We start from the raw sequence: 21,719 nt of genomic DNA on the forward strand, positions 1-21,719 counted from the left end.
TTATAACCCTACAACTTTTTTAGACTTAATTATTCCCCTCGCCCGCTTTTTTATCGTCGTTGCTGATGCGTTTCTTCTGACGCTGCGAGCCGCTCATTTTGCCGAATTCGTATTTCAGATTCAACCGCCAGCCGCGACGATACATCGCTACGTCCTGTATCTGCGAAAAGTTCGGTCCGACAAATTCATTGCGCCAGTTGATGGTTTCGCTGAATGGATTGTCGTATCCAAAGCCGATAGTGCCTTTCTTCTTCAGGATTTCCTTCTGTAATACTACGTTGTAGAAACCGAAACCGCCGTAGGTGCCCTGCAAATTGACCCGCGCCGAATTGTAAAAGCCGAAGAACTGCGCCTTGATACCTTTACCGAAATCGACGGTCGAATTGAGGTTGATTCGGTACATCCAGTCTGCGTTACGTGTTTTCAGTTCAGCGCTTTCCAGTACGTTGTAGAACATGTTCAGTGAGCCGTTTACCGACCATTGTTTCGTCAGTTTTGTATTGGCGCTCAGGTTGACGCCGTAGGCCGAATTCTGGGCTACGTTCTGAAAAATCTGTTTCAGTACGCCCTGATCATCAACCGTATTTATGCTTTCGATGGCGTTGTTGGTCTGCCGGAGAAAGAACGAGGCATTGAAGCTCGTTTGCTTGATCGAAATGCTGTAATTGGCTTCTAACGAGTGCGTTAGTTCGGGTTTCAGGTACGGGTTGCCGCCGTATAAATTCTTCGAATCGGACTGGTTGACATAGGGATTCAGATAATAAAACTGAGGTCGTTGAATGCGTTGTGAATAGCTCAATCGTATCTGCTGTTCTTTTTTCAAACTTCGTGACAGGCTCAGGTTGGGGATAAGGTTGCCGTATGTATTGGTAAACGGCGACGTTCCGTTCAGGAAATTGGCCTGAATAAACGTGTGTTCGTAGCGGGCGCCGACGTTGATGCCCCATCTCTTCTTTGGCGTCCGGCTGTATACTACGTAGGCGGAGGCAACCTGCTGCGCATAATCGAATACATTCGCCTGCGCCGGTACGTCCACAAAATTAGTGGTGCCATCAACGGCATTGGCAATACGGTAGTCGCTCAAAATTTGCCGAAAGATGGTTTTGGTGCCCATTTCCAACGTACTGATGCTGTCTAGTGGATTGGTGAAATCGAGTTGAATCGTGCCTTCTTTGTTGTTACTAATGTTGTAACTCTTCTCACGATAATAAATGGAATTACCCCGGTTCATCAGGTTAGACCAGTAATCGCTGTCTTCGCCCTCAAACGAGTAAAGCATCAGGAAATTGATTTCCTTTTTGGGTTTCTTGAACAGTCGGGTGTAATCCAGATTGACGGTGGCGCCAGCCCAATCGTACGTGCGGCTCATATCCCGGCGAAAGAACTGATTTACAGTGCCCTGGCTACGTTCTTCATAATTAATGTCGAAGCCATTTGTGTTGTCGCCGTTGTAGTAATTCAATCCGGCACCCAGTCGGTTGAGCGAGTCGATGTCCCAGTCGACATTCAACGTACCGTAGACGTTTTTGCCGCTCCCAATTACCCACTGCGTCTGATCCTGATCGGTTACTACGTTCTCTTTGGTGAACGAACGTAGTAACCGCATGTAGCGTTTGTTTTCCCAATTGTTAAAACCGCCATTGGCCGAAATGCCAAGGCTTTTCATCCGGTGGTTGATGCTGGCGTTTTGCCAGTTGTTCCACTGGCCAAAATTTGGACTAATGGAGCCGCTGGTGCCCTGTAGCGAGTTCTTCTTGGTGATGATGTTGATGATTCCGGCAGTTCCTTCGGCATCGTATTTCGCCGAGGGCGACGTAATAACTTCTACCTGTTTGATGATATCGGCCGGAATCTGTTTGAGGGCATCCGAAAGGCTGCGCGCTACAATGCTCGACGGTTTGTTATTGATCAATACCTTGATGTTGGAGCTGCCCCGGAGTTGTACATTACCCTCAATATCAACGGCTATCGACGGGATTTTTTTCAATACATCGGTAGCGTCACCGCCTTTTATACTGATGTCCTTTTCGGCATTGTACACCATCCGGTCCGATTTTTCCTCGAACAACGATTTCTGTTCTGTTACGGTTACTTCTGCCAGTTTTTGGGCGGTTTGAGCGAGTTTGATAACGCCAATTTCTTTCTCTTCTCCCTTCAAAACTGTGACATTTTCAATGGTTTTGGTGGAGTAGCCTACGAATGATGCCTGAACTGCGTAAGTGCCAGCGTCGGCTTTGGAAAAAACAAATTTTCCTTGGGCATCGGCCGTTACGCCTTCTACAATTTTGCCGTTTTTTAGTAGTGCAACCGTAGCAAATTCAACGGGTTTATTGGCTGTGGAGTCGAGTAGTAAACCCGAAATTTTGGTTTGTTGGGCCAATACGGAACCGATACTCGTCGCGAATGCGAGTAGAAAAAACAAGAAAGGTTTCATGAGTGATTGTTGGAGGGAAGTACTTGTTGTTGTATAGTCAGTAGCGAGTGGTAATTCAGGCTAATGACGCAAACAATCAGCAAACGTTGCAGCAGCGTCGTAAAATCCTGCGCTACGTTACTCGTAAAATCACGCAGGCGTTTGAAAAACGTATGTAATCGAATGCCATTTTGGTGCGTTTACGCAACTGATTAAACCGTTTACGTATCTGTCGAGTAATTTGTAGTTACATAACTGATTACTAACAAAATATTGTGTAAAATAAATTGCTTTGAACGGGCATCAACTAACGCCAGTCTACTTGTTGGGAAGGTATTTTGTACGTCAGGAGATAAATCTGTAAAAAGTGGCTGTCTATTGATCACTTAGTAAAGCCATGTTGTGACAGCCGGGAAAGGAGAGAGTTAGCGCCAGCCCGAAGCGCCTAATCAGAAAGCAAACGGAATCGACGATCCAATTGGGCGGCAAAAGAACCGGCGGGTTGAAATTAGAATCCGGAAAGTTGCGTAGCGGGTAACCAATTTTGTCCTGCTGCGGAACGCTTCGTTCCGCAGCAGGACAAAAAAATCAGACATAAGCAATACAATCCATCTCGACCAGCGAATCGCCGGGAACACCCCCATAAACGGCAACCGTAGTACGTACCGGCGGCTTACTGCCAAACCTGCCTTTATAGACCTCGTTCATGGCTTTATAATCGTTCAGATCATGCAGAAATACGCTCACTTTCAGCACTTTTTCCATCGAAGAACCGGCTTTGATTAACTGCTTTTCCAGTTCTTTAAGGACCTCGTCGGTGTGTACTTTAATGTCGCCTTCTTTATGATAGCCTATGCCCGCTATGAAGACCAGATTGCCCATTTTGGTTGAGAGCGAAAACAACGGTACGTCCTGATAATTCACTACGTCAAAGACTTCCTTTTCGGCAGAGGCAACGGACGTAGTAGCAGATTCAGACGTAGCAGTAGCTTTGGCAGTGACTCCCAGACCAATAACTCCAGCGGCAGAAGCAAAAAGACGTTTTAAAAGGGAACGGCGTTCGGTTTTCATATGGTACGTTAATGATTAAAAATTAGTACTTGGTTTGTTGTGTCAGCACTGTCACGCGTCTGAGCGGCAGGTTTTGTATTAATACTACGTTTCTTGTTTAGTTAAGTCCCAATGGGCTGACGATGCCATTGAGATCGTAGACGATTTTGCCGCCTTTTATGGTCATCTCACACTCAAACTTCTGTTTTCCAGGTAGTTTGTAGCCGGTTTTGTCATAAAAGCCAAAATTTCCCTGACGCATACTCAGAATGGCTACGTCGGCGATGGCACCAACGGATAAGTGGCCTAAGTTTTCTCGCTTGATTACCTGCGCGGGTGCCCACGTACTGGCCCGAATGACGCTGGGAATATCTTCACCCATCGCCACGAACTTCGACATGATGCTGAGCATGTCTTTCATGGAGCCATTCATGCTGCCCGTGTGCAAATCGGTGCTGATCGTATTTGGGTAAAATTTGCTTTTGAGGGCAGGAATCGCCTGCGAAAAATTGAAGCTGGCCCCACCGTATCCTACGTCAAAAATGATTCCCCGTTTGCGGGCTTCCAAAACGAATGGTTTTACCGTTTTCGTGTTTTCATCGACAATGGTTTCGCGGACGTCGTTTGGCAGCAACGTGTACGTGTGTGTGAAAATGTCGCCCGGACGGAGGTGTTTGAGAAATAAATCGGCCAGAGGCAGTGGGGGATGGCTACCACCAAAATCGACCATGATCGGCATATCAGCCAACTTGCCAGCGGCTACAGCATGATCGACGGGCGCCCAGCTAGAACCTTGGTAGTGAGCCACTTTGAATCCTACTACGTCGTTTTTGTTTTCCAGCGCGACTTTAGCGGCCATTTGCGAATCCATGTCGGTGGTGTCCTGCTCGTACTTGCCGCCCCGCATCCCTTCGCCAACGATGTTCATGAACGAAAGTACGCGTGTTTTGGCGGTCAGTATTACGTTCTTTTTAAACGTATCGAACGATTTCCAACCTGCTCCGCCCGCATCGACAATGGTTGTGATCCCGACGCGAAACGTAAATCCATCAGGAGGTAATGCGGTGAGGCCGTTGCTCAGATAGTGATTGACTTCGGTGCCGTGAAATACGTGGCCGTGAATGTCGATCAGACCCGGCGTTACGTACATTCCTTTAGCGTCGACTACTTGACGAGCTTCTTTAGGATCGATTGACTTGGCTACCTGCGCAATCTTTCCATCCGTAATCGCTACGTCCATTACGGCGTCAATGTTGTTCTTTGGGTCGATCAATCGGCCACCTTTGATGAGGAGTGTATACGTCTGAGCTTCAGACAAATAGCTCAGGCAGATAAATGGTAAAAGCGTAATGATTCTTTTCATAAGGTCGGGTTTTGTTGGATTGGGTTATATAGAGCCAAACTGGAACGGTCCGCCGTATCGGCTTGGCTCTACATAGATAGTACGCTAAACCGCTGCCTTCATCAGCTCTTCTTTCAGGCGAGTCGCTACGATTTTTTCTTCGCCCGGTTTCAACATCCAGGTGGTCATGTTGATCCCGTTGGACTCATTTAGCACGATTTCGATGGATGGATTGCCGTTACGTAGCCCTTCCTGTAAAGCTTTGGCAGTCAGGTTAACTTTGGTGGTATCCCAGGTGAATTTCAGGGTTGGCGTATGGTTGCCCAACTCTGGTGCGAAGGTTTCAACATTTACCCCTTTCACACTTTTTGCGGCTTCGGTAATGTGCGCGGCACGCGCTTCGAGCATTTTCCAGTCTTTGTCCTGATCGCGGGCGATGAATTTTTCCAGTGCTACGTACATGCCCAGAATTTCTTCTTTGTTCACCTTCATACCACGTCCGATGGTCGAACCGCGTGGGGGCATACTTAGTCGAGCGGCATCGATATACATTTTCTTACCCATCAGCAAACCAGCGCTTTGTGGGCCACGCATGGCTTTCCCGCCCGATACGCAGACCAGATCGAAGCCCATCTCATTGAATTTCCAGAGGTTTTCAACGGGTGGTACGTCGGCGGCAATATCGATCATCGTTGGAATGTTGTGCTTCTTTCCTAGCTCGACCCACTCCTTATGCATGATTTTACCCTTGTCAGACTGGATATTCAGGAACCACAGCATCGCCGTTTTTGGGCTGATGGCTTTTTCCAGTTCTTCGACGGTTTCGATGAACACGATTTTACAGCCCGTATTGGTCAGCGCGTGCGAGTAGCCTACGTTGTGGCCTTTCTGCATAATCACTTCCGATTTAATGTCGGTGCCTTCCAGTAGCGGCAGTTGCTCCACTTTTTTCTGGTCCATGCCGGTCAATACACCCGCCAGTCCCAGCGTCATCGCCGAGAAGCATCCTGCGGTTACTACGGCTGATTCGGCGTGGGTCAGGGTGGCAATTTTTTCGCCCACTTTCGTCTGAACATCATCGAGCAGCATGAATTCTTTTGACGCTGCCAGAATCGTATTCACTACGTCGTCTTCCATCAGCGAGCCCGTCATGGCTGTATACGTACCGGCGGCATTGATAAACGTACGGATGCCAAGTTCTTTAACCAGATTGCGTGGAGCCAGCGCCGGGGCCGCTAATGCAGTAGTAACCGGTACAGCTCCACCGAATAAACCACCAACTAGCGGCATGGCCGATAAATGCTTGAGTAAACTTCTTCGATTAAGCATAAAGAGTATTAAGTAACGTATTGATTGTTAGCGGTTGATACGTTCAGTTATGATGTAAGCCGGTATGGATTTTACTGCGTTAGAGGTAGCTTAAAGGTATGCAATACAATCCATTTCGACCAGCGAATCGCCGGGGATACCCGCGCGTGGAGATACGGTGGTGCGTACGGGTGGTTTTGGGCCAAAACGCCCTTTAAACACCTCATTCATTCCTTTGTAATCGTCCAGATCGTGCAGGAACACGCTTACTTTCAAAACCTTCTGCATCGACGAACCGGCTTTAGCGAGTTCTTTCTCCATCTCTTTCAGCACGTGATCGGTATGCGCTTTTATGTCGCCCTCAAAATGAGCACCGATTCCGAAAATGAATAACAGGTTGCCCAGTTTCGTCGCGCTGGCGTAAAGCGGTACGTCCTGATGCATCACTACGTCGGTACCTTCTGCCTGTGAAGATTCGGTTGTTGGGGCAGAGGCTACTGACGTAGTAATTCCTAATCCGGCGAGGTTGACGATAGAAGCGAAAAGCTGTTTCAGAATAGGTCGACGTTGGGTTTTCATTTGGTAGAAAGAGCAGTATGTCTTTATCGTCGCGTAGCGACCTAATATTTATAGCCAAAATGTCCCGAACTAAACTCCGTCGCGTAGCGACCTAACAAATTGACGTGGTTTTGTTTGGTCGCTACGCGACGAAAACCGAGTAGCGTTTTTTCTGTTTCTACAAATATTAGGTCGCTATGCGACGACAGGAAGTTGTCAAATAATATTAGACTTATAAATCGAGTAATATCAACGGTTTACTTATCCCACCACACAACGCTCGATAGCGTGTTGGTGCCTCCCTGACGCGTGCGTGCTTCGAGGAAGTTGGTTTTATTATAGATTTCTTCCGTATCCGGAATGACAAAACGGGTCGGAATTTTGCCGCCGGTCAGATTGCCCGGATAATTGGTAGGAGTCAGCACCGGATAACCGGTACGACGCCAGTTGGAGAAGATCTCGTACTCATCTTCCAGGAACAGCGACACCCATTTCTGCGTCTGAATCTGCTCCATTTGCTGCGCAATGGTCCCCGTTGCTTTGTATGGATTGGCCGTCAGATAGGCGTTAATTCTCGCATCCGAAATCGTTCCGCCCGTACCGAATAGCGACCATTGACGCATGCCCGCTTTAACAGCATTTGGGTAGGCCGTTGCCGCCGTTGTACCGCTGGCCCAGCCACGTACCGACGCTTCGGCCAGTAACAGATTCGTTTCGGCGTTTCCAAAGACAATCAGGGGAGCGCTGTATTTCAGCAACGTATTAGGATTGGGTTCCGAGAACGTATTGAAATTGGCAGGCAGATTGTTGAAAGCCGCGTTCGGCATTCCGCTTTGTAGGGCAGTCGTCGTGTCGGCGGTGAACGTTTTGTTGTCGGTCGTTGCCCAGACGATGGAGAACACATTCAGACGCGGATCTTTGGTTGTTTTCAGGTAATCGATAAACGTTTTGGCGAATTTACCGCCTTCTACGTTGTCGCCACCGGGTGTGATGTAATCGGTGCTCAGCAAAGCAGCGGCAATGAAGTTCCGGCTGGCAACCTGCGAACCATCGACGTAGCCAATCACAGCGCGGTCGGCATCGTCCAGAATAACACCACCCGCAATCGCTTTTTCGACCCAGGTTTTAGCTGACGCAGGATCAACTTCGGTCAGGCGCATACCCAGACGTAGCATCAGCGAATAGGCGAATTTCTTCCATTTCGTTACGTCGCCACCGTAGATCAGATCGGCAGTGCCGAAGGTGGTTTTGGTCGCGTCAAACGCTTTGATCGATTCGTCAAGCTCTTTCAACAAATCAGCGTAGATGGCCTGCTGCGTATCGTATTTCGGGCTGTAATTCTTGTCCGACAGCGCTTTCCCGGCGTCGAAATAAGGAATATCGCCGTACACGTCCGTCAACCGGTGGAACATATATGCTTTCCAGATACGGGCCGCGGAGAGTTTATTTACGTTAGCCGGATTGCTGGATACCGCGTCGATAACCTGACGAATAGAAATAACCGCTCCCTGACCAGCCAACGTACCGGCGTAGGCATTCCAGTTGCCGGTCGAGTAGCTGAAATTGAAGTACTTATCACCGGCGGCTGGCACTTCTTTATACGTAGCAAAGTGCTGCATCGATTGCCCGATGGTGAGGTAAGCCGCGCCCGCAAAGTTGGTGCTGACGCCATCCAGCAACGCCCTCGTGAAGAGGTATTCGGGCACTACTTCCGAATATTTGTTTGGGTCTACGTTCATTTCCTCGAACCCTTTGTCGCAGGACGACAACAGCATGATCGCCGGAAGAACATAAGCTATCTTTTTAACTAAACGATTCATTGTCAGAAAGTTTTTGGATTAGAATTTCACCATTAAGCTTACACCAAGACTACGGGTTCTGGGTACGCCAAAGGCTTCCAGACCCTGTGCATTCGTGCTGGTATAGCCCGATTCCGGATCGAAATACTGATTCTTTTTATCCTTATACAGAATAGCCAGATTACGCGCTACGAACGAAATAGAAGCCGACTGTAACTTCAGAAACTTCATTTTGTTGACTGGCAAATTGTAGCTTAACACGACCTGACGCAGCTTCACGAAATCGTTGTTGAACATGAACATCGCGGTGTAGTTCTTGTCGTTGTCGTAATACGTATCAACGTCTTCTTTCGACCACGTTTTGGTGAATGGATTGCCTTCTGGCGTTACACCCGTAACGGTTATACCCGTTTCGCGACCGGGAAGTGTTTCCTGCGGAAGACCAAAACGATACGCGTACTGGTACAGGTTCGAGTAAACGATAGCCCCGAACTTGCCATCGACCAGAATATTCAGCGAGAAGTTTTTATACCGGAAGTTGTTGGTGATACCCATTGTCCAAGGTGGCGTTCCCTGACCAATTTCTTCCAGATCACCACGAACCGCATAACCACTGGCGGTGTTGAATACTACGTTGCCATTCGCGTCGGTTTTCTTACGATAGCCCCAAACGGTTCCGTAAGGCCGATCCAGTACATTACGTACCAGACCACCGCCAACGCCCGTACCGATGTCAATACCCGTCAGACCATCGGCTAACCGTTCAATTTTGCTTCTGTTGTAAGCCATATTATAGCTCACGTCCCAGCCAAAATCAGCTTTCTTGATGGGCGTTCCCGTCACCAGCAACTCAACGCCTTTGTTGCTCAGCTCACCGACGTTCAGCAGCGCCGACGTATAACCCGACGAAAGCGCGATGTTCGACGTAACAATGTCGTTCGTGGTTTTCCGGTTGTAAAGCGTTACGTCGAAACCTAAACGATTATTCAGGAATTTGGCTTCGATACCCGCTTCCGACGTAGTGGAAGTCAATGGTTTGAGGTCGGGGTTAGGCACCTGCGACGACGAAAGCACCTGCACCGGACGACCATTGTGGCCACCTTGCTGCATCGAGTAATACTGGTAAATCTGGTAGGCGTTCACCGTAGCGCCACCCACCTGCGCCCACGAAGCCCGCAGTTTGGCAAAGCTGATGGCCGACGGAAGCCGGAACGCATCGGACAGAATCAACGATCCACCCACCGACGGATAGAAAATGCTGTTTCGCTTCGGGTTCAGTACCGAAAACCAATCCTGACGACCTGATACGGTCAAATACGCTACGTTCTTATAGCCGAAATCTGCCGAACCGAACACCGAATTGATCGCGCTTTTCATATAAGTCGGCGTCGTAGTCGAAGTGGCCAGATTGGTGTAGCTGTAGAAGTACGGTACCGTAAATTCGCTACCGGCAATCTGCGTCTGGTCGTAAATGGCGCGTTGTGCGTTGGCTCCCAACAACGCTGAGAACGTCAAATCTTTGAAAAAGCTGGTATTGTAATTCAGGGTCAACATGCCGTTGGTTTCCTGCGACGTAACCTTGCGGGCGTCATACGTACCGAGTGGCTGGTATGCGTTGTTGGTTGGCTGGACGTACTCCGACGAGAAGCTGTAATAATCCTGGCTCACGCTGCCTTTCAGGAACAGATTGTCCAGAATGTCGTAGCGGATGCTTCCCTGCGCAATGAAGCGGTTTTTAATGTCGTCGTTCTTGAATTTATTTACTACAAAATATGGGTTAGGTGCGGCCGGAACCGGATTCCATTCGATCTCTTTGCCGGTAACAGGATCATATCCCGGAGCCAGACTGCGGATGTCTACCACGTTGGCAATCAGATACGTTGCCCAGTGCGGGTTCATGTCGGCATAGCCAACTTTTGGTCGGTTGGTACCAGCTTCGTAATTATATTGGAAAACCGTCTCTACACTCAGTTTCTTGCCCAGAAAAGCGTTCATGTTGAGGTTGGCGATACGTCGGGTAAACGATGAATTCGGAACAATGCTGTTTGACTGTGTATTGTTCAGACCTAATCGGAAGTTAACAGACTCGTTACCGCCCGTAAAGGCAATCGAATTGATGTAATTGCTACCTGTCCGGTAGAAATTCTTCAGGTTATCTTTCTGGGGAGAGTAGGGGTGCAGTTGCCCATCGACCTGGATGGTAGGCGTACCATCCATTTTAGCGCCATACGACAAACGCCCTGTGCTTTTCGCTTCAGTAACCGTGGTTGGTTTCTTACCATCAAGGCCCTGACCGTATTCATACTGCCAGTTTGGGATAACGGCGATATCTTCGAACGTAGTGTTGCTGTTGACCTCGACACCCACACCTTTTTGGCTACGTCCTTTTTTGGTTGTAATAAGGATTACACCGTTCGAAGCACGAGCGCCATACAAAGCCGCAGCTGGGCCACCTTTCAGAACACTAATCGACTCAATATCATCGGGGTTCAAGCCGCCGATACCATCGCCACGGTCAACGTTCATTCCGTTACCATCGGCGGTTGTGCCGCCACCCGGAATGCTGTTGTCCATCGGCATCCCGTTGATTACGTAAAGCGGCTGATTATTGCCATTCAGCGAGCCATTACCCCGGATAATGATACGGCTGGAACCGCCCGGTCCCGTTGCCATACCCGTAGCGTTCACCCCGGCAATTTTACCCGTCAGCGCGTTAGCCAGATTGGTTTCGCGAGCTTGCGTGAATTCACTTCCTTTCACTTCCGAAACCGCGTAGGCCAGTGCCTTTTTCTCTTTCGAAATACCCAGGGCCGTAACAACCACCTCGCCGAGATTCGTAGCGCCTTCTTTCATGCCTACGTCAATGATTGATCGACCTGCTACGGCAACCTCTTCTGCGGCAAAACCGATGTACGAGAAAATAATGGTAGCCTTGTCATTCGTCAGCTTGAGGGTGTATTTCCCATCGCTGTCCGTTACCGTACCCTTCGTGGTGCCTTTTTCCAGGACGGTTACGCCCGGCAAAATCTGTCCATCGCTGGCGTTTGTTACTTTACCGGTTATGGTCTGCGCAAAAGCTGACAGACTTAATAACCAGAGCGTTGTGAGCAGCGCACCCGATCGGGTAGGCCAGTGAAGTAGCATACATTTCATACGCATTCTGATTGTTAATGTTAGCTAGGTTAATTGAAAAGAGACAATGTATTTGCAAATATTGCAAGTAAAGATGCGTTATTTGCACAATATAGATCAATTTAAGCGAAAATTCCAATTAATATACTGTATATTTGCAAATAATTAGTAGATATTATGCAAATAATGCATTTTTGGTGCAAATTGATCGGTTAACAGAATATTAATTTCAAAAAACGCAGCCTAGAAAACTTTATCGGCAACGCTTTCATTTATGGGAGTAAGTAAGTCAGAGTCCCAAAATCTCTTTTAGGTTGATTAACGCTATTCTAATTTCCCCTTATGTCGATAGCTTTTTTAAAAGACGAACGTAAAGACCTTATTATAAAGCAAATAAATCTTCATACGCGAGTAAGTCTGACGGATTTGGCAACGACGCTGAACGTATCGGAGGACACAATCCGGCGAGATATCAACGATTTATCGGAAGAGGGAAAGCTGATTAAAATTCGGGGCGGGGCTATGTCAAAGGCGTATCACCACTCCTCACTAATTCAGGAAACCTACGCGCACCTCAACAAGAAAACCATTGCTGAGAAAGCCCTGACACTACTTCAGGATGGTATGCTGATTCTGATTGGTGGTGGTACGACCATTCGCGAGTTTATCAAAATGATTCCCGCCGATTTGAAAGCTACGTTCATGACAGTCAATCCCTTGACTGCCGTGGAACTGCTCGATAAACCCAACCTGGAAATCATTATGATTGGTGGCCAGATTTCGCGTTACAGCCAGATGAGTGTGGGCGGAGAAGTGTATCAGCGCCTATCTGAACTACGCGTGGATATGTGCATCATGGGTACCAACGCCATCGACGCTCGCGAAGGGCTTACGGATTCGGATTGGGAAACGGTTCAAGCAAAAAAAGCCATGATACGTGCCGCCGATAAAGTAGCCGTACTGGCAATCTCTGAAAAAATGGACAGCGTCATGCGCATGAAAATCGCTGATCTAAATCAGGTGGATTATCTTATCACCGAACTCCCCACCGATTCACCACAGCTTGGTCCATACAAAATGGGTAAGACGATTGTGCTGTAATGGCAACATAGTAACTGTGTGTGGTATCTAAGGTATTAAGATGAGTTCTTCGTCGCGTAGCGACCTAATGTTTATAGCTATCTATCTATCTCTATCATTTCCCGTCGCATAGCGACCAAACCGATTGGCGTAGTTTTGTTTGGTCGCTACGCGACGGAGCACGCGGTGAGTGAACATTTTGACTACAAACATTGTGTCGCTATGCGACGGAATATAAGCGCATCGTCAGATAAATAACACCATTCTGATTGAGAATATAACGTAACAAAAAAGGGTCGCTAATTTTAGCGCCCCTTTTTTGTTACGTTATATTCTAGATTTTACATCGTAAATGACTCAACACCCGTGTCTTTCCAGCTTCTAGACGTAGCAGATTCGAGCACAGCTTCGCAAACTTTCTGGGTTTCGAGCGAATCCTGGAAATTGGGCGAGCAAGGTTGACCGGTTTCCAGGCTTTTCAGAAAATCGGCTACCTGATGCACAAAGCTGTGTTCGTAACCAATGCCAAGCCCCGGCACCCACCATTTATCCATGTAAGGCTGATCGCCATCCGTTACGTGAACAGAACGCCAGCCACGTACGATACCCTCATCGCGGTGATCGAAATATTCAAGTCTATTTAAATCGTGTAGGTCCCAGCGGATGGAAGCGTGCTCACCATTGATTTCGAACGTGTATAATGCTTTGTGTCCACGTGCGTAACGAGTCGACTCAAACAAACCCAACGAACCGTTGGCGAAATGGCAGTGGAAAATACAGGCATCGTCGATCCCCACGGGCTGCACTTTTCCGGTTACAGCGTGCATCCGTTCTTTCACGAACGTTTCGGTAACGGCTGATACGTCGGTGATGGCACCGTTGATCCACATGGCTGTGTCGATGCAGTGGGCCAAAAGGTCACCCGTAACGCCTGAACCGGCAGCGTCTACGTCCATACGCCAGGTGCCAGTGCCGCCCTGTGGTACGTCGGCGCTGATGGTCCAGTCTTGCAGAAAGTTGGCGCGGTAATGGAAAATTTTGCCCAGTTTACCTGAATCAACAATCTGCTTCGCCAGCGATACGGCCGGAATACGCCGATAGTTGTACCAAACCGTAGTATTTACGCCGGCTGCGTTTGCTGCATCGACCATTTCCTGCGCTTCGGCTACGGTTCTTGCCAGCGGCTTTTCGCATAAAATCATTTTGCCTGCTTTGGCAGCTGCAATGGCGATTTCGGCGTGTGAATCGTTGGGCGTGCAAATGTCAACCGCATCAATGTCATCGCGGGCAACAAGTGCTTTCCAATCGGTTTCGACAGATTCGTAACCCCACTGATCAGCAAACGCTTTTACTTTCTCGGCGTTACGTGAACAGACTGCTTTCAGAACGGGGGTATATTCCAGATCAGGGAAAAAATTCGGTACGCGGTTGTAGCCATTGGAATGTGTGCGGCCCATAAACCCGGTACCAACCAGACCAATTCGTAATTCTTTTTTAGCCATTTTAAAAAGGGTTTTATATGTAGGAACCGGTTCGCCGTTGCTGAGGCATGCCTTCTATGCGTCAGCAATTTTTAGGTCAGCAATAAACCATCCGGATATGAGCCAAGGCATGCCTTGGCTCTACCTAACGTTACGTTATTTTTCTGCTTCGTACCAGCCGTGCGCCTGACGAACTTTAATCATCGTAGCCAGGATGTCGTTCCAGGTCTGCTGCTTCATCATGACCTCGTTGGGGAACATGCAACCATCCCAGCAAATGTGCTTGAATGCTTTCGTCAGCTCGCCGTTTTCGTTACGTAGCCAGTAACCCGCATCGTGAACGATATCGAGTTTCCCGTTTGGATCAAGCGCCTGGCAGTGGCGGCCGGTTTTGTCGTGCGAACCTGAACCAAATACGGTGCCGTCGTTCTGTGCTACGTGGAAATCGATGGTCCAGGGACGTAGCGCGTTGGTAACTTTTTTCAACGCTTCCGATAACGTAGCACGGTCGCTCCAGTCGAAATCTACTGGCAGGATGCGATCCTGTTCGCGGTTGTAGCCCATCGTGTAAAGTAACGTGTGGGCCATATCGGCCTGGAAGCCCATATTTGGTCGGTCGACGGCTTCGAGGGTTTCGAGCATCACTTTCCAGCTATGCATGGCTCCCCAACAGATTTCGCCTTCAGCTGCCAGTTTTTCACCGTAATCGGCTGCTACGTCGCAAGCTTCCTGGAACGTCTGAACGATCAATTTTGAATTACCCGTTGGGTCGGCATCCCAATCGTGTGGCGAACTGGCCGAGTCGATACGTACCACGCCACTTGGACGGATACCCAGCTCGGTTAATTTCTGACCAATGTGGCAGGATTTCCGTACCATTTCAACGAATTGGGTACGTTGCTCTTTGGTCCCCATTGCCGGACCGCCCCAGATTGGCGCCACCAGCGAACCCACTTTCAGGTTATACCCTCCAATTTTATCGGCCAGTCTTTTGATGTCATCATCCGACAGGTTGACGTCGATATGCTCAAACAGCGCAAGGTCAACACCGTCGAATTTTACGCCATCGACTTCAGCGGCTGCTGTCTTTTCCAGCATGGTGTCGAATCCTATTACTGGCTCAGAGTCAGGGCCTTTCCCGACCACGCCCGGCCACATCGCGTTGTGGAGCTTGGGATAATTATTTTCGTTCATTACGTTTTATGGTTTTAAGGTCTATAGGGAAGTTACAAAGTTGTAAGGTTATAAAGTTGTAGAGTTGCGATTCCACGCCAGGTCTGACGCGCAAGCCAACTTTACAACCCTATAACTCTAAAACTTTATAACTTTAAATCAGGATTGGCTGGGCCGAAGTGCTTGAGCATTACGATTGGGTCGGTGGTGGAGTGGTTGGCGATTATAACGCCTTCTTTGGCCGCTTTTTCACTGACGAAGAATTCGTCGTTGGTCAGTTGGCCGTACCGAATCATAGTTGGGGTTTCGATGTCCCAAACGCCCATTTTGCCGTGACCCTGCATCATGATCAGACCGTAAGCGGCATTGTCTACGATGGTCACCGTCTGACCGGGTTGCACGGTTAATTCTTTGGCGCTGAACGCATCCGATTTGTAGCAAACCCACACTTCGCGATAACCACTAGCTTTCATTTCTTCTTCATCACTGACGGGGAGCGGTGCCATAAAGCGATTGGCCATCATTTCAGGATCGGTATTCAAGTCCCAATCGATGGCTTCCATCAGCTGTTCGTAGTCGCCAATCCGGTCTTTGGGCGTACCGTTCCAGAGCAATTCTTCGGGGATAATCGCTTCGTTCACCAACGATTGGTACATAGCGAATACATCAGAAGCCTTTTGCGGCTCATACGTACACAAACTACCCGGCGCGTGAAGCAGTCCCGGTGGTACGTCCCAACCCGTGCCCGGTTCAAGCCGGTAAGCCGACGAATAATTCGTGATTTTGTTATCGCCTTTGGTGAAGTTTTTCAGGCACTCTTTAATTGTTTCTTTCGACGTACCGGGCGCAATACCAATAAACGTATAAGGAAAATCACCGCCGTGGTTGTTCACCTGAGGTGGGAAATAATACGCTTCGGGTTTGCCTAACTGACCGATCAGCGCAGCCTGTTCGTCGTTATGGTGCAGGTGGTGCGGCAATGGACCCATATTATCGAAAAACTTGGAATACATTGGCCAGCTTTGGTACTCATCCCATAGACGGTCGCCAATGATTTCGCCTTTCAGTTCATCGATGGCGTCTTTCAGCAGAAACAGGGATTCTGTTCCGTCTTCATCTTTATAGATAATATGGCTTAGGCCTTCATTTTCGCCCGTCAGAGGGCCGTTTTTGGCGGGTGTGGTCGAAGAGAACCAGCGTTCGTCGATGCCACCACGTTCACCACCTAATACGTAGTAATCGTCAGGGTGCAGTTTGATACGTCGGCCCGGTACGCAGAACGACCGTGGAACCCAGGTCGGTGTTAGCCGTACAATTCCTTTTCCCTGTTCTAATGCCTTTGCGGCCAAGCTCACTGATGCGGTTGTTTCCATAAACTCGATTGTATTACTTCAGCTCAAACATTATTTTTCAAAAATTCCTGGATTGCCGCTTCCGTATTCAGGATTTCGATTTCCAGATCATACGACCGAGATTCACCCGGTTTCAGAAACAGCAATTCGTTTTGCTCACGAGCTTTAGCCTGTCCGATGAGCGGATTGGTGGCGGGTTCGAGACCCGTTACGTATTCACCGTTGCCCCAATGCTGCCAGTTTACAAACCAGGGCAATTGCGCTTTCTGGAAACGTAGCGCCAGTGCTACGCCCAATTTTGCGTTATGCAATCCAACTGTACATAGTCCTGAACTGTCGGGCGTTACGTCGATGTTAGCGGCAGCTTCGCCCGTTCCATTATGATCTTCCAGTGGAGCCGGACATTTTTTGAACGTACCGCCGTCACGAAAAATACGTTCGCTGATACCACCCGGACGCGCTTCCCACTTGCCCTGCCAAACGATATCGGTTCCTTCATCGACCAGCGGCCAGCCGTAGTTGAAATGATACAGCAGCATGTGCGGAGCCGACGTATTACCCCGATTCGTCACTTCGTCGTGAATGCGGATAACGGGTTGCCCAAGGGTGCCCGAAATGGTACGTTTCAATTCCAGCCGAGGGCCGAAAATAGTCGTCTCTTTAATACGTCCCGTAATGCTCATGTCCAGCTTTCCCATGACCGGGTCAGGCTGAATAATGGATTCGATTTCGGCTGGTATATTGCTGATTTTCCCGTGCAAACCTCGCTGTCCGTATTCGTCCTGTTCAGGACCGCCCACGTGCGAGAGGCCGCAGGTTGTCAGTAAGCCACCGCCAAACGTGCGAAGCCAGTCAGCACCTTTGTCAGAGAACGGCTCTGGGGTTATGATACCAGTATGACTCAACCAGGCCAGACTATGCTCATTATAAAAAGCGTCGAAAATGTCCATCGCCCGGTCCAGCACCAGTTTGTAGCGGAGTCCGGTACCAGTATTTATCCAGGCAATACGCGTGCCTCGTCCGCTTCCGTTATCCAGTATTGAGGTTTCAATGCCCCCAAGCTGGGCTGTATTCGAGATTTTGTTATGCCAGGGTTGTGATGCCAAAAGAATGAATAATGAAGGCCCCGACAGGCTCCGGCTGTTGGTTGTAGCTACTAGTTTAGTCGCTGTCGCGACTCCGACAGTCGGAGCCTGTCGGGGCCTTCATTATTGCTTGATTCTCAGATTGCGATACTGAACTTTCATGGGCGGACCTACGTGTACCTGCACACCGAGTAAGCCTGTTGATTTTCCATTAACTGTATCATTGTCAGTAACATCGCTCATCAGTACGTCGTTGATGAAGTGCTGTAAGTGATTGCCTTTAATGACCAGGTGAAACGTATTCCAGTCTTCGCTTTTAATAAAAGTCTTTAGTGAGTCGGAGCTACCCAGCGAACCCGTTACGTTCAGACCGGTCCAGGCGTTACTTTTTACTCCGGAACGTATCGCTTCTGGAGTGTTTGGACCACTGTACGGAGTGATGGTTGTTTTCTGTCCACGATACGCCAACGTAGTACGTTTACGTTCTTCGTAGTTCTGGCCTGTATAGCGATTCTTACCGTCGATATCGGCCTGGTAGCCACGTAGCGCGAATGGTACGTCGGTGAGCCGGTCGCTGCGGTAGTTGATACCGGAGTTACCCGCTTCGGCAATCTTAAACTCACCTTTTAGTTCAAAATCGCCCGGTTCGCCACCTTTCCAGATGATGAACGAATTGGTTTTCAGTAGTTTGTCTGGTGTGATTTCGCCTACCAGATTGCCATCCTCAACCCGCCAGTAATTTGGGTCACCGTCCCAACCGTCCAGCGTTTTTCCGTCGAAAATAGAAACGTAGCCTTCTTTGTCTGGCTTTTTTGACTGGCCAAAGCAGGTTGTTCCGGCGATACCCGTCAAAATGGCTGCTACGACAAGGGCTTTAGGCAAAAATTGACTCTTCATGTGTGTCAGCATGGTTGGTTTGTTTTCTCACTACGTTGCCAACTGTTACAAATGACAACGTAGTGATAATGACTAAAACTTATTTACCCCCGCTCGATTTATAAACGTCGTTATTCTGATTGCCACCCGACTTGAGGTAAGCCATTAAGTCTCTGAGTTCCTGAGGATTCAGGCTATTGATCAGGCCAGGGAACATAATCGATTCGTAAGAATACCGTTTCGACGTTACGTCTTTCTTCGGAATTTTACGTACCTCATTAGCTGCGAAGGGATTCTGCGAAATCGAGTAGTTAACTTTATCTTCATTCACCAACCGACCGACAACTGATTGTCCATTTTTCAGGTAGAAAATGGTCGAAGCGTACTGATCTGATACGGTTTTGCTTGGCTCAATAATGGCTTCCAGAATGTCTTTATTCGAGAAGCGAGTACCAAGCTGCGTCAAATCAGGGCCGATGTCACCGCCCGAACCCTGCATGCTATGGCAACTGCTGCACAAAACGGCCGCGTATATTTTCTTACCTGTATCAAAATTCGGCGCTGTTTTGCCCGTATCAACGGCTGCCACTGCATTCTCCAGCATCCAGCGACGACCTGGGCCTTTGGGCGTATAATCCGTCTTGACAAGGTCATTACCTGAGCTGGTCAGGATGTCAGCACCAGACATTTTGTTGAATTTGTCGAACTGATCTTTCGGTACGTGTGCCAGAGCCAGTTTGCGCGCCCGGTCGATGAAACCAACGTAGCTGCGACCACCTTCGTACTTAAACGCATTACCGAACCAGGTAAAGTACTTAGTGCGGGTTTCGGGTGTCCAGCCTGCATCGGCGCGGCTCAGCATCACGGCATAATACGTTTGCTGGAGGGGTGGTACTTTCGCCAGCATTTTGGCAATGTCCATACCATACTGTGGGTTACGCAGAATCAGGTCGTTCGAAGCCGTAGTTGGATCTAAGTCGAGCGCCTTCATGCCTGGTTCCTCTTTCAGATCCATCTGGGCCAGCGTTTTATTAACTACGCCTGGCGCTTCCAGATAGATGAGTACTTTGCTCAGTCCACGGTTGAGAAGAGCCGCTTTGGCTGGGAATTTCGGATTCAGTGCCGCGATAATTTTCTCCTTATCACCAGCATCGGGTGCGCCCATTCGCAGGAAAATCAACTCATAAGCACGTAGCACATCGAACTGCTGCGACTCCGACAAGCCCGCGAAGTTGATTTTCAGCAACGTATTGATGGCTTTGCTTTTCATGTCGGCGCTTCCCTGACGAGCTAATGCCACAATGGCCTGTGTTGCGCGAACAGGATCAGTTTCCGCAACGGCTTTGTCCTGCCACTGAGCAACTGGCTGATGCTCAACGGCAATGCGGGCAGCGTACCGAACAAAACGATCAGGGTGATTCAGGTTCGGCCAGGCAGCCGCCAAAGCAGCCGAATTTGGTTCGCCGTGGAATTTCTCCAGGCTCATACGTAGTTTGTGTTCAGCGGTTTCCGCAGGAACTGGCGCTGGTGCTGTGTCATTACCCGTGTAATAAACCCGGTATAGATCAGACTCCAGTCGGCGGCCACCCGTCAGGAAGTAAATTGCTCCGTCGGGACCAATCGCTCCATCCGTAAGCGGTAGGGGAGAGCCGGAAATAAATTCCTCCCGGATGCCCTCATACGAAGCGCCCTTGGGCTTGAGGTGAATGGAGTACATAATCCCGAAGCTCCAGTCAAACGCATAAATCGACTGACGATATTTTTGCGGAAACTTGGCATTTGCTCCATAAAATACGTTCGTAGGCGAGCCCTGACCAATGTTCACAATGGCGGGTAGGTTGTCTGGATTGCCGGGCAGCCATTTGCTATCACCCGTACGCCAGCCAAATTCAGCGCCACTCGGTACGTGGCAAATACGGGTTGGACGATACCAGGGCAGACCAAAATCCCACTCCATGTCCGAATCGTACGTGAACATATCACCCGCTTCGTTGAACGCGATGTCGAACGCATTGCGGAAACCGGCACCGACGAGTTCCCATTTTTTGCCTTCCGGGTCGATATTCGCAATCCAGCCACCGGGAGCCATCCGGTCGTTGGCGTGGCCGCGTGGGTCTTTAATGAGCGGGAACAGGTTGTCTTCTTTCCAGTTCGAAGGAAGGCGGTAAGCGTCCATCTGCGGTACGTCGGTGTGGTTCCCGCAGATGAGGTAAATCGATTTCTTGTCGGGCGACAACACAATGCTGTGCGGACCATGCTCCCCTTCGCCCTTGAACTCTTTCATCATGGTCACCTTGTCGAACTGGTCGTCGCCATCGGTATCCTGCAAGCGGTACAGACCACTTCCTTTGTTGAACTGCTTGTTTGCCCGGTTATTCACCATGACATACAGGCTGTTAAAGGCATACAACAGACCCTGTGCATAGCCCATACCAACGCTCGTGTCCTTGGCAATAACGAGTTTCTCGATGGTTGGTGCGGTTGAACCAGAACCAATAGCGGGTATTTTCAGGCGGAAGAGGCCTCCATACTGGTCAGAACAAATCATACGACCTTTGTCATCGAAGGTCATCGATACCCACGAACCTTCTTTGTTTTCCGATGGACTGTAGAGATGTTCCGCTTTGAATCCGGGCTGTAATTTTAGCTTGTCGACTTTGGGATTTTCTGCGCCCTGTCGGTCGTTTTCCGAGTAACGCAGGCTAACCCAGGAAGCTCCGACCAGAACGAGTGCCGAAGCCGCGAGCCCGAGCTTAGCCTTGTTGAGTCTGAATTTCATAGCATTTCGTAGAAAAAGGGTTGAAAATATGTTGGCTGTCACTTTTTAGTAACTGGCCTATGTCAATTGTTAGGTTGCTATTCTTTACTAAGAGGCAGCACTAGGGTGTACTCTACTGCTTTTTTGCCTGAATACTGGGGTACTCTACCAGCATATTCATTCTAAAATCAATAACGAATTTGACTGGATTTAAATGTCTTGGTGATTACTACGTAGCGTTTGTCTGTTATTGAACTGTGTATAAACAGCTTAAATCGCGAGCAATCATTACGTTTATTGAGAAGCGAAATT

General features: G+C 49.0%; 14 protein-coding genes. 1 reads left to right on the forward strand and 13 read right to left on the reverse strand.

Annotation, left to right across the window (positions count from 1 at the left end; translation table 11 throughout):
* Nucleotides 1-25: 25 nt before the first annotated feature.
* The 7 genes from ACYVF1_RS21245 to ACYVF1_RS21275 all read right to left on the reverse strand — a co-directional run bounded on the left by ACYVF1_RS21245 (nt 26) and on the right by ACYVF1_RS21275 (nt 11,614).
* Nucleotides 26-2,434 (reverse strand): TonB-dependent receptor, encoded by a 2,409-nt coding sequence (locus ACYVF1_RS21245; RefSeq protein ID WP_461082604.1) that lies wholly within the window; start codon nt 2,432-2,434, stop codon nt 26-28.
* 567 nt (nt 2,435-3,001) lie between these two features.
* Nucleotides 3,002-3,484: a RidA family protein gene (locus ACYVF1_RS21250; protein ID WP_461082606.1), complete on the reverse strand. Its 483-nt coding sequence runs from the start codon at nt 3,482-3,484 to the stop codon at nt 3,002-3,004.
* Nucleotides 3,485-3,581: 97 nt separating this feature from the next.
* Nucleotides 3,582-4,826 (reverse strand): amidohydrolase/deacetylase family metallohydrolase, encoded by a 1,245-nt coding sequence (locus tag ACYVF1_RS21255; protein ID WP_461082608.1) that lies wholly within the window; start codon nt 4,824-4,826, stop codon nt 3,582-3,584.
* Between the two features lie 84 nt (nt 4,827-4,910).
* The gene (locus ACYVF1_RS21260; protein ID WP_461082610.1) at nt 4,911-6,134 is read right to left on the reverse strand and encodes a selenocysteine synthase; all 1,224 of its coding nucleotides are present in this window, start codon (nt 6,132-6,134) and stop codon (nt 4,911-4,913) included.
* Nucleotides 6,135-6,224: 90 nt separating this feature from the next.
* On the reverse strand, nt 6,225-6,692 hold the full coding sequence (locus ACYVF1_RS21265; protein ID WP_461082612.1) for a RidA family protein: 468 nt from the start codon (nt 6,690-6,692) through the stop codon (nt 6,225-6,227).
* Between the two features lie 236 nt (nt 6,693-6,928).
* On the reverse strand, nt 6,929-8,491 hold the full coding sequence (locus ACYVF1_RS21270; RefSeq protein ID WP_461082614.1) for a SusD/RagB family nutrient-binding outer membrane lipoprotein: 1,563 nt from the start codon (nt 8,489-8,491) through the stop codon (nt 6,929-6,931).
* An 18-nt stretch (nt 8,492-8,509) separates the two neighbouring features.
* The gene (locus ACYVF1_RS21275) at nt 8,510-11,614 is read right to left on the reverse strand and encodes a SusC/RagA family TonB-linked outer membrane protein (protein WP_461082616.1); all 3,105 of its coding nucleotides are present in this window, start codon (nt 11,612-11,614) and stop codon (nt 8,510-8,512) included.
* Nucleotides 11,615-11,944: 330 nt separating this feature from the next.
* Between ACYVF1_RS21275 and ACYVF1_RS21280 the strand changes: the two genes are divergently transcribed.
* The gene (locus tag ACYVF1_RS21280) at nt 11,945-12,703 is read left to right on the forward strand and encodes a DeoR/GlpR family DNA-binding transcription regulator (protein ID WP_461082618.1); all 759 of its coding nucleotides are present in this window, start codon (nt 11,945-11,947) and stop codon (nt 12,701-12,703) included.
* A gap of 320 nt (nt 12,704-13,023) precedes the next feature.
* Here ACYVF1_RS21280 and ACYVF1_RS21285 read toward each other — a convergent pair whose 3' ends face one another.
* From ACYVF1_RS21285 to ACYVF1_RS21310, 6 genes are all read right to left on the reverse strand, one after another.
* On the reverse strand, nt 13,024-14,184 hold the full coding sequence (locus tag ACYVF1_RS21285; protein WP_461082620.1) for a Gfo/Idh/MocA family protein: 1,161 nt from the start codon (nt 14,182-14,184) through the stop codon (nt 13,024-13,026).
* A 135-nt stretch (nt 14,185-14,319) separates the two neighbouring features.
* Entirely contained in the window at nt 14,320-15,357 is a 1,038-nt protein-coding gene (locus ACYVF1_RS21290; protein WP_461082622.1) for a sugar phosphate isomerase/epimerase family protein, read from the reverse strand.
* A gap of 125 nt (nt 15,358-15,482) precedes the next feature.
* On the reverse strand, nt 15,483-16,709 hold the full coding sequence (locus tag ACYVF1_RS21295; RefSeq protein ID WP_461082624.1) for a hypothetical protein: 1,227 nt from the start codon (nt 16,707-16,709) through the stop codon (nt 15,483-15,485).
* A gap of 23 nt (nt 16,710-16,732) precedes the next feature.
* Entirely contained in the window at nt 16,733-17,794 is a 1,062-nt protein-coding gene (locus ACYVF1_RS21300; RefSeq protein ID WP_461082627.1) for an aldose 1-epimerase family protein, read from the reverse strand.
* A 102-nt stretch (nt 17,795-17,896) separates the two neighbouring features.
* Nucleotides 17,897-18,670, reverse strand: a complete 774-nt coding sequence (locus ACYVF1_RS21305; RefSeq protein ID WP_461082629.1) for a 3-keto-disaccharide hydrolase — start codon at nt 18,668-18,670, stop codon at nt 17,897-17,899.
* A gap of 79 nt (nt 18,671-18,749) precedes the next feature.
* Complete coding sequence (locus tag ACYVF1_RS21310; protein WP_461082631.1) at nt 18,750-21,428, reverse strand: c-type cytochrome; 2,679 nt, start codon at nt 21,426-21,428, stop codon at nt 18,750-18,752.
* Nucleotides 21,429-21,719 lie beyond the last annotated feature (291 nt).

Source organism: Spirosoma flavus (genome assembly GCF_054778555.1).